Annotated in this window: 14 protein-coding genes; 2 read left to right on the top strand and 12 right to left on the bottom strand. The window is 59.2% G+C overall.

The window, feature by feature from the left end; genetic code table 11:
* Positions 1 to 28 precede the first annotated feature (28 nt).
* On the top strand, positions 29 to 499 hold the full coding sequence (locus tag QZ511_RS01500) for an Lrp/AsnC family transcriptional regulator (RefSeq protein WP_295797907.1): 471 nt from the start codon (positions 29 to 31) through the stop codon (positions 497 to 499).
* Positions 500 to 706: 207 nt separating this feature from the next.
* On the opposite strand, the gene QZ511_RS01495 is transcribed toward QZ511_RS01500, so the two are convergent.
* Positions 707 to 1,216 carry a shikimate kinase gene (locus QZ511_RS01495; RefSeq protein WP_295797905.1) on the bottom strand — a complete coding sequence of 170 codons (510 nt, stop codon included), beginning with the start codon at positions 1,214 to 1,216 and terminating at the stop codon, positions 707 to 709.
* 22 nt (positions 1,217 to 1,238) lie between these two features.
* Complete coding sequence (locus QZ511_RS01490; RefSeq protein ID WP_295797902.1) at positions 1,239 to 1,961, bottom strand: acyltransferase; 723 nt, start codon at positions 1,959 to 1,961, stop codon at positions 1,239 to 1,241.
* A 154-nt stretch (positions 1,962 to 2,115) separates the two neighbouring features.
* Between QZ511_RS01490 and QZ511_RS01485 the strand changes: the two genes are divergently transcribed.
* Positions 2,116 to 2,736 carry a class I SAM-dependent methyltransferase gene (locus QZ511_RS01485; RefSeq protein ID WP_295797899.1) on the top strand — a complete coding sequence of 207 codons (621 nt, stop codon included), beginning with the start codon at positions 2,116 to 2,118 and terminating at the stop codon, positions 2,734 to 2,736.
* Here QZ511_RS01485 and QZ511_RS01480 read toward each other — a convergent pair.
* The 10 genes from QZ511_RS01480 to QZ511_RS01435 form a co-directional block, all read right to left on the bottom strand.
* Positions 2,662 to 3,762: a prenyltransferase/squalene oxidase repeat-containing protein gene (locus QZ511_RS01480; RefSeq protein WP_295797992.1), complete on the bottom strand. Its 1,101-nt coding sequence runs from the start codon at positions 3,760 to 3,762 to the stop codon at positions 2,662 to 2,664. The two genes, QZ511_RS01485 and QZ511_RS01480, sit on opposite strands and share 75 nt — an antisense overlap.
* Positions 3,763 to 3,770: 8 nt before the next feature.
* The gene (locus QZ511_RS01475) at positions 3,771 to 4,547 is read right to left on the bottom strand and encodes a class I SAM-dependent methyltransferase (protein ID WP_295797896.1); all 777 of its coding nucleotides are present in this window, start codon (positions 4,545 to 4,547) and stop codon (positions 3,771 to 3,773) included.
* Positions 4,547 to 5,938 carry a glycosyltransferase family 4 protein gene (locus QZ511_RS01470; protein ID WP_295797893.1) on the bottom strand — a complete coding sequence of 464 codons (1,392 nt, stop codon included), beginning with the start codon at positions 5,936 to 5,938 and terminating at the stop codon, positions 4,547 to 4,549. The genes QZ511_RS01475 and QZ511_RS01470 overlap by 1 nt, the downstream gene beginning before the upstream one ends.
* A 314-nt stretch (positions 5,939 to 6,252) precedes the next feature.
* Positions 6,253 to 7,035 carry an OmpW family outer membrane protein gene (locus tag QZ511_RS01465; RefSeq protein ID WP_295797891.1) on the bottom strand — a complete coding sequence of 261 codons (783 nt, stop codon included), beginning with the start codon at positions 7,033 to 7,035 and terminating at the stop codon, positions 6,253 to 6,255.
* 373 nt (positions 7,036 to 7,408) lie between these two features.
* Positions 7,409 to 8,794: a glutamine synthetase family protein gene (locus tag QZ511_RS01460; protein WP_295797887.1), complete on the bottom strand. Its 1,386-nt coding sequence runs from the start codon at positions 8,792 to 8,794 to the stop codon at positions 7,409 to 7,411.
* Between the two features lie 64 nt (positions 8,795 to 8,858).
* Positions 8,859 to 10,208, bottom strand: a complete 1,350-nt coding sequence (locus QZ511_RS01455; protein WP_295797884.1) for an aspartate aminotransferase family protein — start codon at positions 10,206 to 10,208, stop codon at positions 8,859 to 8,861.
* A 302-nt stretch (positions 10,209 to 10,510) separates the two neighbouring features.
* Positions 10,511 to 10,819, bottom strand: coding sequence for a DUF6122 family protein (locus QZ511_RS01450; protein WP_295797880.1), 309 nt, complete (start codon positions 10,817 to 10,819; stop codon positions 10,511 to 10,513).
* On the bottom strand, positions 10,819 to 11,493 hold the full coding sequence (locus QZ511_RS01445) for a GntR family transcriptional regulator (protein WP_295797878.1): 675 nt from the start codon (positions 11,491 to 11,493) through the stop codon (positions 10,819 to 10,821). Before QZ511_RS01445 ends, QZ511_RS01450 begins: the two co-directional genes overlap by 1 nt.
* A gap of 22 nt (positions 11,494 to 11,515) precedes the next feature.
* On the bottom strand, positions 11,516 to 12,616 hold the full coding sequence (locus QZ511_RS01440; protein ID WP_295797876.1) for a hypothetical protein: 1,101 nt from the start codon (positions 12,614 to 12,616) through the stop codon (positions 11,516 to 11,518).
* Positions 12,617 to 12,623: 7 nt separating this feature from the next.
* Positions 12,624 to 13,064, bottom strand: a complete 441-nt coding sequence (locus QZ511_RS01435; protein WP_295797874.1) for a VOC family protein — start codon at positions 13,062 to 13,064, stop codon at positions 12,624 to 12,626.
* Positions 13,065 to 13,067: the final 3 nt, after the last annotated feature.

Genomic DNA, 13,067 nt, shown 5'->3' with positions numbered 1-13,067 from the left:
AACAAGAATATGTAGGATAGGAGTTTATATGAAGCGCTCAACGGACCTGGATGATTTCGACCGCAAGATTCTGCGGGCGCTACAGGAGAACGCCGATTATTCCATGGCCGAGCTGGGAGACAAAGTCGGTCTGTCTCATACCCCCTGCTGGCGACGCATCAAGCGCCTGGAAGCAGAAGGCATCATCCGCGGCCGCGTCACCCTACTGGACCCGCGCAAACTTGACCTGGGGGTCACAGTATACTGCTACGTGACGATTCACAACCACGATGAAGATTCTCTGAACAATTTTGAGAATGCGGTGCAGGACGTTCAGGAAGTGGTTGAGTGTTATTCAACCAGTGGCGACAAGGACTATGTACTGCGTGTGGTGGTAGACAGCGTGGAACACTACGAGCAGCTGCTGAAGCGCTCCCTGGTACACCTGCCCAATGTGGCTTCGGTGAACTCTACCTTTGCGTTGAAGCAGGTTAAGTACACTACTCAGCTACCGCTCTGATTCCAGCGCCTGGTCCCGGGAGCTTTGATTGATGTCCGTGGCGGCCAAGCACTGGGTGTGCTACGAAGGTGCCGATTGCGGGGACAGCCTTGCCAGACCTTCACCGCCATGGATGGCGGTGCAGAGCCCCCGGGGATGGGTTTACGGCGTGTCTGGCAAGGCTGTCCCCGCGGACGGCGCCGCCACTGGTATTTACTAACCCACCTATCAGCGGGCTTTCAGCTTTTCCAGCACCTGCTCCAAACCCTGCTGCAGGGTTTTCCCATCACAGTCCACCACAATATCCGCATACCGGCGGTAGAGTGCCTGTCGTTCCTCAAATAGCTCTTCGAAACTCTGCCCCGGCGCCTTGGCAATCCCCCGGCTCTCGTAATTGTGGATCCGGCGGCGCAGTTCATCCGCAGAGCAGTTCAGGAATACCGCGGGACCAAACCGCAGCAGGTTGCGCATCCCCTCCTCGCTGTAGACCGCACTGCCACCGGTGGCAATCACATGATTGGGCAACTCCGCCTCGGAGATCACCTCACCCTCGATACGGCGCAGATTCAGGTAATCCGACTCATTCATAATCTCCTGCAGCGTCTTGTCTTCCCGCAGCTGGATCAGAACATCCGTATCCACAAAATCCTTCGCCAGCTCCTTCGCCAGCAAAACCCCCAGCGTACTCTTGCCGGCACCCGGCATACCGATCAGTACCACACTACCCTGTTTATGCATTGTTATTGAACGTCCTACTTCGTTAATCCCCCTGCCGCGGCAGCAACAGCGACCGCAGCCAACCCCGCAGGCTGTTGCCCGCCAGCAGCATTTTATCCAATTCGTCCAGGTTATGCGCCTGCCGGAAGCTGTCGGCAAACAGGGCCTCGCGGGTGATCATGCGGCGGCGGGGATTGATTTCCTTGATCGGCCGCGCCGGGTTGCCCGCAACCACCGTATTCGCCGGTACATCGCGGGTAACCACACTGCCCGCCCCGATTACCGAGTTCTCACCGATGGTGACCCCCTTGCAGACAATCGCACTGTCCCCGATCCAGACATTGTTGCCGATGCTGATGGGCGCTGTGCAGCGGAACGGGCGCGCGCGGTTGTAGATACCGTGCCAGTCGGAATCCGAGATATACACGTTGGCGGCAAACATACAGGCGTCGCCGATGGCAATCGATTCCGCCGCGGAAATACGCACCCCCGGGGAGATCAAAACATAATCGCCGATGGTGATGCGTGCATCACCACCCCGGTGTCCCATGGCGGTAAAACGGATACAGTTGTCCGGGGTGGAAATCAGGTGCGGGAAATCCCCCAAGCAGATATTGCGCCCGAATACCTTCACCGAACCGGGATCCATGATTTCGGGTTCGCGGCCGATGGCATCAAAGTGGGGCAGCAAAAAGTGACGCGTGCGCCAGTGCCGCCACTGCAACTGCAACCGCTTCAGCCAGTAAGGCCTATGATCCTTGCGCATCCTCAGGGGTGCCTGTTTTATTTTCTGATCACATCAATAAACACGATGCTATTGATGCACGATTAATATCACCAATGCTGACCGCACAGCACATTGCATTCAAGCGATCGTCGGATTACCTTCCGCAATAACAGCAGATTACAGATTAAACACCATGGAAATGACCCTCCCCCTCGATATCGAAACCGTCAAAGGCTTTCTCAACCCGAAGGAAGGCGAAGCGCTCTACCGACTGGCGGCGGATGCCAGCGACCTGGGGCCCTGCCTGGAAGTCGGCAGCTATTGCGGCAAATCCACCGTGTATATCGGCAGCGCCTGCAAACTGATGGGCAATACCCTGTTTGCCCTGGACCACCATCGCGGCTCGGAAGAACACCAGCCCGGTGAGGAGTATCACGATAGCGAACTGTTCGACCCCCGAGCCCAGTTAATGGACAGCTTCCACAGTTTTCGCGGCAACATGCGCCGGGCCGATCTGGAACAAACCGTGGTGCCAGTCGTGGCTCCGTCAGTGGTGGCCGCACGACACTGGAATACCCCGCTGGGACTGGTATTTATTGACGGCGGTCACTCCCTGGAAGCGGCACTCACAGATTACCGCAGCTGGACCCGGCATATCGTGCCCGGCGGCTTCCTCGCCATTCACGATATTTTCCCCAACCCCGAAGACGGCGGCCAGGCACCCTACGAGATTTACCAGTTAGCGCTGAACTCCGCCCAGTTCGAGCTGGTCGAGATGGTGGAAACCCTCGGCATCCTGCGGCGCATCCAGTAAATTTACCCGGGTAAACAGCGTGCTGGCCGGGGTCAGCCCCGCCAGCGCGTCCGCCGCCAGCAGCATGGCACCGACGGTCCAGGTGGTTTTTTCTTCCGGCCAGACGGCGCTGTCACGATACACATATCCGGTCCAGTAACCGCCATCGCGGTCCTGCCAGCGGTGTAATGCGCGATAGATTTTCAGCGCCTTGCCCGGCTCTCCCGCTGCCAACAGCGCCATGGTGAGTTCGCAGGACTCTGCAACGGTCACCCAGGGCTCGTCGTTGACACAGCGGCATCCCAGGCCTGCCACCACAAATTCATCCCACTTTTTCTGCAGCCGTCTGCGCGCACCCCCGCCACTGACCGCTCCGGTAAGCACCGGGTAGAACCAGTCCATGGAGAATCGTGCCTTGCTTTCCCAGGTGCGATCAAACCGCTCTGGCCTTTCCCGCAATGCGACGCCGAGGATGCGGCGGCCTTCCACCCAGTCCGACCGCTCGATCCCCAACGTGTGCGCAATATTGATGCCGCACTCCAGACTTTTGAAGATGGAGGAGCAGCCGGTAATCAGCGCATCCTGCATCGGTACGCCGTCTGCATCAACAGCCCACTGGATATCGCCGTATTCCGACTGCAATGCGAGCACAAAATCCAGCGCCTTTTCTACCACCGGCCAGAAGCGCAACAGGAATTCCCGCTCACCGCTGATCAGGTAATGGTGCCAGATACCGGTGGCGATATAGGCCACAAAATTACTTTCGCGGCGCTCGCGATTGTCGACCTTGCCATCGCGGTATGCCGCCCACCAACTGCCATCCGGCAACTGCCGTTGTGCCAGCCACTGGTAGGCCTTTTCGGCCGCGCCCAGCTCGCCGGCGATGCTCAGCCCCATGGCCGCCTCGACGTGGTCCCACGGGTCTGCGTAGTGTCCGGAAAACCAGGGAATGGCACCATCCGCCAGCTGTTGCGACAGGATATATTCGGCACTGCGACGGAGAAAGTGTTCGGGAAATATTGCGTTTGGCTGCGCTGCCACTACCATCTGTTCACTCACGCCGCCACCTCCAGCGCGGAGCGATCACTGGCGGGCACAGGCCGGCCCGCGGGCAGGCCCGCACAAGCCGCGGGCTTTACGAAATACAGCGCGATACTTTTTCCCAGCAGCGGGTTCAACAAACGCTCGAGCCAGCGGGTCAGTAACGGTTTCTGCATCATGTCCCACACCAGCAAGCGGTGGTAGGCGCGTACAATGACGGCGTCTTCTCGCCCCCACAGCAGACACTTCAACCACCAGAAAGGCGCGTGCAGTGCGTGGGCCTTGTGACCGCTGAAATAGCGCAGCCCAAACCGTTCGATACTGCGACGCAGCTGACTTTCACGAAAAATACGAATATGCCCACCCTCTACCTGGTGATAGGCATCGGACAGCTTCCAGCAAACCCACTCGGGAAAAAACGCCGGGACGGTTGCCGCAAAAATACCACCGGGCTTCAGTACCCGTTCGATCTCTGCCAGCACACCCTGGAAATCGGGAATATGCTCCAGCACCTCAGAACAGATCACAACGTCAAAACTGTCATCGGCAAAGGGCAACTGTAAACCGTCCCCCACCCCAAACAGTAAACGCCCGCAGGTTTCCGGCGATGCCATAAAGGGCTGCGCCTTTTCGCTGGCAGCGCGCACATCCTTCAGGCTGAGGTCAAAGCCGTATACATCCACGGGATCGGTGATGGAGAGGTGGATCGTATGCCGCCCCTCGCCACACCCCAGATCAAGCACTTTCTGGCCCGGTTTCAGGCTGAGCAGCTCTGGTTTAACGGTAATCATCAGGCCGCCTTCCCCCGGTTCTGTTCCGTCAACAGGTCTTTGGCAGAATTCGCCGCACTCTCCCCGGGGCGCGGCTTTTCCGAAAAAGAAATATGGTTGCTGCCCTCGACACCGGAGCGCTGCGCGATGATACGGCGATAGTAATTCCCCAGGTGCTGCGCGGCCCGGGCCCAGGAAAACTCCTGCTCAATTCGTTCACGCCCCTTGCGCGCCAGCGCTTTACTCAATTCTGCATTGCCGAGCAGCCGATCTATGGCCCGGGAAAGCGCCCCGCTATCCCCCGCCGGAACAACGATGCCGGCATCGCCGACCACTTCCGGCAGCGCGCCGCCGTCACTGGAAATCACCGGCACGCCACAGGCCATGGCCTCGCCAGCGGGCAACCCGAAGCCCTCGTACAGCGAAGGACATACCACCATGCCCGCAGTCGCGTAGTACTCCACCATTTCGCGATTACTGATGCCGGAAACAAACTGCACCGTATTTTCCAGCTGCAACTCCCGCAGCAATTGTTCCGTTGCACCTCCGGTTTTCAGTTTGCCCACCACCAGCACTTCCAGCTCCGGGTACCTGGGCCGCAACAGTGCCACCGCCTGCAGCAGGAAGCGCAGCCCTTTTAGCGGCTGGTCCGCCGATGCGGTGGTCATGATGCGCATCGGGTTGCGCGCAATTTCTGGTAGCGGTCGAAAAATTTCGGTATCGATGCCGTTGTAAATCAGCTGCAACTGCGAACGCTGCACCCCGAACTGCGCAACGATATCGTTGAGGGATTGGCTGGATACGGTAACGATGTAGCGCAGCCTGCGGGAAACCCGAATCTGCATGCCCAGAAAACTGTGCCAGCGGCGCACCAGCAGGCGATAGAACCAGTCCGGGGCCGCGTCCAGCGCCAACTGGCGGTCGCGGGTGATCGGGTGATGGATGGTGGCAACTACCGGCACGCCGGATTTTTCGATATCCAGCAATCCATAACAGAGGGACTGGTTGTCGTGGACAATATCGTAATGCCGGCCGTGCCTGCGCAAATAGCGCGCGACGCGACGGCCAAATGCATAGGGCTCGGCAAAGGCACCGGTCAATTTGCCAAACCACTCGTAAAAGTCGGCCCAGCTCAACAGGTGGCGGGGGCGCAGTGCGCGGGTGGGATTGGCATGCTCGTAGAGGTTGAGTCCCGGCATCTTGATCAGGCGCACCCGCGGGTCGAGTTCCGGGTAGGGTTGCCCGGAAATCACGTCCACAGAATGACCGGCCTCAACCAGCGCTTTACTCAGGTAATGCAGGTATACACCCTGCCCACCACAGTGGGGATGGCTGCGATAGCCAAGCAGGCAGATATTCAGTGGCCGCTCTGCGGCCGCGGGACCGTCTGATAACTCTCCCAAGGCGGTCATAATTTCCCCGTATTTATTGTTCTGGCAAAGGCTCTCAGCCGGACGCCGATAAGGCGAAGAATACACCGGCGCAGAAGTGACTGCCAGACACTATCCGTCCACAAACGGGGCAAGACCGCTCAGTCGCCTCTTTCCTCAAATGATCGCCCAACACTGTGGCAGCGCTGTGACAGGCGCCTGGCGGCGATGCAAAACCAGACACGGCAGGTGATCGCCCGGGAGCAACTCCGTCGGAGTTCCCTCCCGCACAAGACAAAGCCCCGGTCCTGCAGTGCTGCAGAGCCGGGGCAATGGTGTCTGGAGCAACGGTCAGATCAGAAGCTGAACTTGTAACCAACACCCAGGTTGAAAATCCAGGAGTCGTATTCCAAATCGTCCTTGATGCGAATGGTATCCACTGCCCCGGTATCCAGGTCGAACGCGTCGAAGCCCAGCTCCAGTTCGGGATCCGCATCGATATACATGGCCGAGGCGTTGATCAGCCAGTTGCTCTCACGGCCGAAAGTCATATCCACACCGACCTGCGCGGTCCAGCCAAAAGAGCTGCCGAAGTTGAGCAGGCCGTAGTTGGTTGACTCATCCACAAACACCGGGCGCAGCCAGTCCTGGTCGATATCGGTGTAATTCACGCCTACACCCACGTACGGTTGAATCCAGGATTCCACACACACCGGGTACCAGTCGACATAAAAACTGGTGACACTGGTTTCAAAATCACCGATGCCGTCGGTACCACGGAATTCAGCATCGGGCGTTATCACAAAGGTGCTAATGCTGGCATCCAGGTCGGCGCTGTTCATGTGGTACAGCTCGACCGCCCAGTGATCGGCCAGGAAAAAAGTACCGTTAATAAACCAAGTGGTCTCATCATCGAGATCCAGCGACGCACCCGCCTCTACGGGGATCACGGCATCCGGATCATTTGGATCCTCGACGTCGACAAGTACGGTATCTGCCAGTACAGAGGTATCGTCGGTCTCCATAAAGGCAGCACCGACACGTACGATAACGTCGCCGCCATTAAAATCGGCGAAGGCCGGCGCGGTGGCACTGGCGGAGACAATCGCCAGCGGGAGAAGAAGGGACTTGGTTCGCATGGGTAACTCCTTGTAACTCTGAAATGCTCCATGGCCGCTGGGGATACACAGGTTCCAACGTGACCCCGGCACGCGGTTATTTTCAGTATAGGTGGAGTTTTAATGGAAACAGCAAGTAATGCCTAAGCATTAACCCGCATATAGGAAGAAATTTCTGCTTAAAATTTCTGCCCAAAAAAAATGCCCGCCAGTTGGCGGGCCAGGTTTCTCGAACACACTTTCAGGAGGAGAGTTTGCGACACACTGCGATGCCGCAGATGTCTGTTTTTAGGTATAGCAGAGCATTTCACCCCATCTTTATTTCTGACACAAATCCCCTTGAATAAAGGTCGCAAACAACGCCGCGGTTTCCGGTGGACTCCGGCGCCGGTGCTTACACCCGTTGCAGGTAGCTCTGGTATTCCACATCGGTTACGCGGGCGGCGATTTCCGCCTGTTCCTGGCGCTTCAGCAATACAAACAGCTCCACGAATTCCGGGTCCAGGTACTCCCGCCACAGCGGGCTGGCATCAAATCGTTCCAGCGCCCCACTCCAGGTATTGATCAGCTGTTCACTTTCCACCTGGTAGGCATCCCCGGATACCGGCTCTGGCGGTTGCAGCTGGTTTTCCAGGCCGTGGCATACGCCGGCGAGAATGGCTGCCAGCACCAGGTATGCATTGACGTCGGCGCCGGCAATGCGGTGCTCGATGCGACGCGCCTTGGGCTCACTGGCGGGCACCCGGAAAGTTACCGTGCGGTTGTCGTAGCCCCAGCACAGATTGAGGGGCGCGTGACTGCTTTCCTGGAATCGGCGATAGGAATTGCTGTGAGGCGCAAAAACTGCCATGGAATCATTGGCTGTCGCCATCATGCCCGCCACCGCGTGGCGCAGCAGTTCCGATCCGGTGTCACTGCCGTCGTCAAAGACATTGTTGCCGTCCTTGTCCACCAGGCTCATGTGCACATGCATACCGTTGCCGGCGCGGTCACCAAACGGCTTGGCCATGGCACTCACCCGCAGGCCATGGCTGCGCGCCACCCCCTTGAGCAGGCGCTTGAACAACAGTGTCTGATCGGCAACCTTCAGCGGATCGTCACAGTGCAGCAGATTGATCTCGAATTGCCCGGGGGCGCACTCGGAAAGAATGGAGTCCGCAGGAATCCCCTGCTCTTCACAGGCTGCCCGCACATCGGCAAAAAAGTGCCGCTGGGAATCCAGCTCGGCCAGGTCATACACATCGGTGGACGGCACCAACTCGGAATCGTTGTCGCTTACCGGACGTGGGTGGCCGAGTTCGTCCACGTCGTCCTGCAACAGGTAAAATTCCAGCTCGGTCGCACACACCGCCTTGTAGCCGAGGGACGCCAGCCTGTCGACCACCTTTTGCAGCTGTGCACGGGGGTCGGCGTAAAGGACGGAACCATCGGCCTCGAACAGTTGCATATGCAGCTGTGCGGTTTTTTCCCGGTGCCACGGCGCCAGACAGATAGGCGATACCGGCTGGCAGACACCGTCACTGTCGCCACTGGCGAACACCAGCGGGCTGTCTTCAATATCCCGCCCCCAGATATCCAGGCTGACAGCACTGCGCGGCATCTGCAAACCGCCGCCGAGCAGTTTGTGCGCGGAGTCGGCCGGCAGCCATTTGCCTCGAGGCACGCCGTTGATGTCGAAGGCAAAGCCCTCGATCCACTTCAGGTCCGGGTGTTCGGCGAGAAAAGCTTCCGAGGTTTCCAGAAGCGCACTGGACGGCTGGTATTTTTGTTCTGTTGCCATAAATTGACTTCGTATTTGCTGCAATTGTCCCACCCCGCACTGCGCGGGGTGGTCACTGTGGATCTTACGCCATTGCCCTGGCGGTATCATCCAGCGCGCGACGGGCTTTTTCTACCAGTTCATCCACCTGCTCGGTGGTGATGATCAGCGGCGGCGCGATGATCATGGTGTCTCCGGTGGCACGCATTACCAGCCCGTTCTTGATACTCATATCGCGACAGACACCACCTGCGGTGCACTTGTCGTCAAAGCGGGCGCGGCTGCCCTTGTCTTTCACCAGTTCCAGCGCACCGACCAGACCGAGACTGCGGGCCTCGCCCACCAGCGGGTGATCCGCCAGCTCCGCCCAGCGCTTGGCCAGGTAAGGGCCGGTTACATCGCGCACATTCTCGATAATCTTTTCATTGCGCAGGATGTTGATGGTCACCAGGCCCGCCATACAGGCCGCCGGGTGCGCCGAGTAGGTGTAGCCGTGGGTGAACTCACCGCCTTTGGCTTTGATCACGTCGGCAACGCGGTCGCTGACCATGGTGCCACCCAGCGGGAAGTAACCGTTGGTTACCGCCTTGGCGAAGGTCATCAGGTCCGGCTGCATGCCGTAGTAGTCGGCGCCGAACCATTCACCGGTGCGGCCAAAGCCGAAAATCACTTCATCCATCACCAGCAGGATATCGTATTGGTCCAGGACCTTTTTCACTTCCGGCCAGTAGGTCTCCGGCGGAATGATCACGCCGCCGGCGCCCTGGATCGGTTCGGCAATGAATGCGGCCACTTTTTCCGGTCCGAGCTCCTGAATTTTCTCATCCAGCGCGCGGGCGGCATGTACGCCGAACTCTTCCGGAGACATGTCACCGCCTTCGCCGAACCAGTATGGCTGCTGGATGTGTTCAATGTAATCCAGCGACTGGAACTGCTTGTGCATGCCGCTCATACCGCCCAGGCTGGCACCGCCGATGGTGGAACCGTGGTAGGCGTTGGTGCGGGAGATGACGATACGTTTTTCCGGCTGCTCTTTCAGATCCCAGTAGCGGCGGATAATACGCAGGTTGGTGTCGTTGGCTTCACTGCCGGAGCCGGTGAAAAACACATTGTTCATGTGCGCCGGGGTCACCTCTGCCAGCAGGTCTGCCAGCTCGATGGAGGGAACCGTGGTGCACTGGAAAAAGCTGTTATAGAACGGCAGCTTGTTCAGCTGCTGGTAGATGGCCTCGCTGATTTCGCGGCGGCTGTAACCCAGGTTACAGCACCACAGCCCGGACATGGCATCGAGCATGCTGTGGCCGTCGATATCAGTGATGTAGGCGCCCTCGGCACTGGTGATAACCCGGGTGCCCTGTTTGCCGAGATCGCTGAAATCGGTAAAGGGGTGCAGCAGGTGCTCGCGATCGTGTTGTTGTAATTGGCTTTTGTTCATGACCTCACTCCTGAATCACTGATTCGTACCCTTGGTCGCCATCTACCGGCAACCGAAAAATGTGATCACATTCTAGGGGCTGCTCAGCGGGTTGCGCAAGGGCTATCGGCAAGAACGGTGGATTGCTGCGCTAACACTATAGTCGGGGACGCCGCTCCGGGAGCCCGGATCACAGCCAATGACACCGGTGAATTTCCGGTCGGAGAGAGTAAAGCGCAGGAATCGGGAGAAATGAGGGAAGTTTCAGGGCGATCGCAAAAATTTACCATCACCCCGATAGCGGCCGGATAACTTTCGGCCAATCAGAAGCCGCAGTCGAGCGCGTCCAGCAGCATATGAGTCACCAGGCCAATACCCAGCCAGCGCACCGGTTTCCACGGCAGGAACAGCATGGCCCCGTAAAAAGAAATCGGGAACATGGTATGCAGCGGATGGGTATTGATGCTGCAGCGGTTGGGATCGTATACCGGATTCGCCCACAGGTGATCCAGGTCCACCAGGTTGGCGGCGAGCATGATCAGTGCGGCCTTTTTCCACTCGGTGCGAAAGAAAAACCAGGCAATAGCCAGCGGCACCAGAAAGTGCAGTGCGATATGAATGTAGCTGAACATCAGGACGGCATTAACTCTTCAGCGGAAATGGAACCCAGGCCCTCTTCGATATCCTGGCGGATGGCGGTGCGTACCCGCTGGACATCACGGCTCTCGATGGCGGCAATCAGGTCCTGGTGGCGGTCGGGCAACTCCTGAACACCAAAGCGCTGAAATACCAGGTGTTGCAGTGGCGCGGTCTGCAGCCAGAGACTTTCGATCAGGGACAGGATGATGTGCGGGCGCCCGAGTTTATACAGGGTGAAGTGGAAGTCCAGGTTACCGGTCACATAGGCCTGCATGTCGTGTTCGGCCAGCGCCTGGGTTACCCGGTCGTCCAGCGCGCGCAGCTGTTCCAGCTCGCTGTCGCCCACGAACGGCAGCGCCTGCTCCGCAGCCTGGCACTCCAGGGCAACCCGCGCCGCGCAGATTTCATCGAGCTTTTCCCGGGTCATACTGGGCACGGTCACCCGCCGGGTGTCCGACAGCTCCAGCGCCCGCTCGGAAGTCAGTCGCCGCAGCGCCTCGCGCACCGGCATCGGGCTGCAATCCAGCTCCGCCGCCAGGCCGCGAATGGTGACCGAGTTGCCCGGCAGAAACTGCCCCCGCAGGATGGCGTCTCGCACCTGGTAGTAGACCCGCTCCTGGGTAGTGCGGAACTCTTCCTGGGGCTGGTTGAATGCGGCTTCAGTCATGTTTCGGTTCCGGGCTGCGGTCTCAGGCAGTCAGGGCCAGCTCGTGCGGCGCCTGGTTTCCGCCAACTTCAATCATCTCATCGGCAATCGCACCAGTTTGCCACAATTCGAAGAAATCCTCCGCCACTGATTTGCCCGCCTCGACCACGGTGTTCCAGTAACGCAGGCGCTCCTCGGTGGTCAGTTTGACGAAATCATCCCGGTCCGGGATCTTGCCGTAGGGCAGTTTCGCCACCCATTGCGGCGATGGGGCCACCAGCAGCACGTTCTGCATGGCCCCGCCCCGCACCCACCGCCAGCGGAAGCTCTTGTCGAACCAGCCGGGCACCAGGTAGGGGAAGAAGTGCGGATAGAGCACCAGGCCCTGCGGGTGGTGGAAGCCGAGGTCGAAGTGGTAATCGGTGATGCCGCCATCGCGGTAATTACCCGCGGGCGCCCCCGGCGGCGTCTGCACCCCGGCCATGACCAGCGGAATGGAGCCGCTGGCCAGCACCGACGGGCAGACGTTGTCGGCGCTGAGACGGGTGTTTACCGTAGTCAGGTTGGCGAAGGTGACCGCGGGCTGGTCGCCGGCGTGGAATACCACCCGGTCCCAGAACGCCCGCAGGCTGCTGCGGCTGACCGCATTGGCCAGTGCCGATGCCAGCAGCGCCGGCGCCAGCAACAGTTTTTTCTCGCTGCCCAGCGGGCCCCGTCCGCGCACGGTGACAAAGTGGCTCTGCCATACGGGGTTGCTTGCCACCTCATCGGCACCGGTGCTTCCCAGCACTTCCTGCAGGATCTTTTCCCCGGCGGCGGTTACCTCCCCCGGGGTCGGGCGGTCACTGGCGTAGGTCTGGTTGATATAGCCGTATTCCAGCTTCTCCAGTGCCGCCAGCGGATTGCCGGTGGCGTAACACATATTGCGAAAGCTGCCGATGGACGAGCCGAGCGTCGCGATCGGCATCTCGCGGTCGCGGAAAAATTCGCCAATCAGTACCCGGTCCAGCTGGCTGATGGACAGCCACTTGGGCCCCCCTGACGCCCCCACCAGGGTCGCTACCTGATGCGGGTGCAGCCCCTCTTCCCGCACCCGCCGGGCCGCGTTGGCGCCGGCGAGTACTACACAGCTTCTCTGTTTCACTGACTGCTCACCACTCTCCGGTATTTTCCATGGAAGCCCAGGGTTCCTGCGGTTCCAGCGCATCGCCCTTCTGCAGCAACTCGATGGAGATATTGTCCGGGGAGCGCACGAACGCCATATGGCCATCCCGCGGCGGCCGATTGATGGTCACCCCCATATCCATCAGGCGCTGGCAGGTTTCGTAGATATTTTCCACCCGGTAGGCCAGGTGACCGAAATTGCGCCCGCCGGTATAGGTCTCCGGATCCCAGTTGTAAGTCAATTCCAGGCAGGGACGCTTGTCCTGCTTGGCAGAGCCCTCATCCCCCGGCGCGGCAAGAAATATCAAGCTGAAGCGGCCTTTCTCGTAATCATTGCGACTGACCTCGATCAGGCCCAGCTTGTCGCAATAAAACTTCAGGGATTCATCCAGATCGGTGACTCGCACCATTGTGTGTAAATATTCCACTGC

This window comes from uncultured Microbulbifer sp. (assembly GCF_913055755.1).
Taxonomy (GTDB): domain Bacteria; phylum Pseudomonadota; class Gammaproteobacteria; order Pseudomonadales; family Cellvibrionaceae; genus Microbulbifer.
This window is presented reverse-complemented; position numbering and strand designations above follow the sequence as displayed.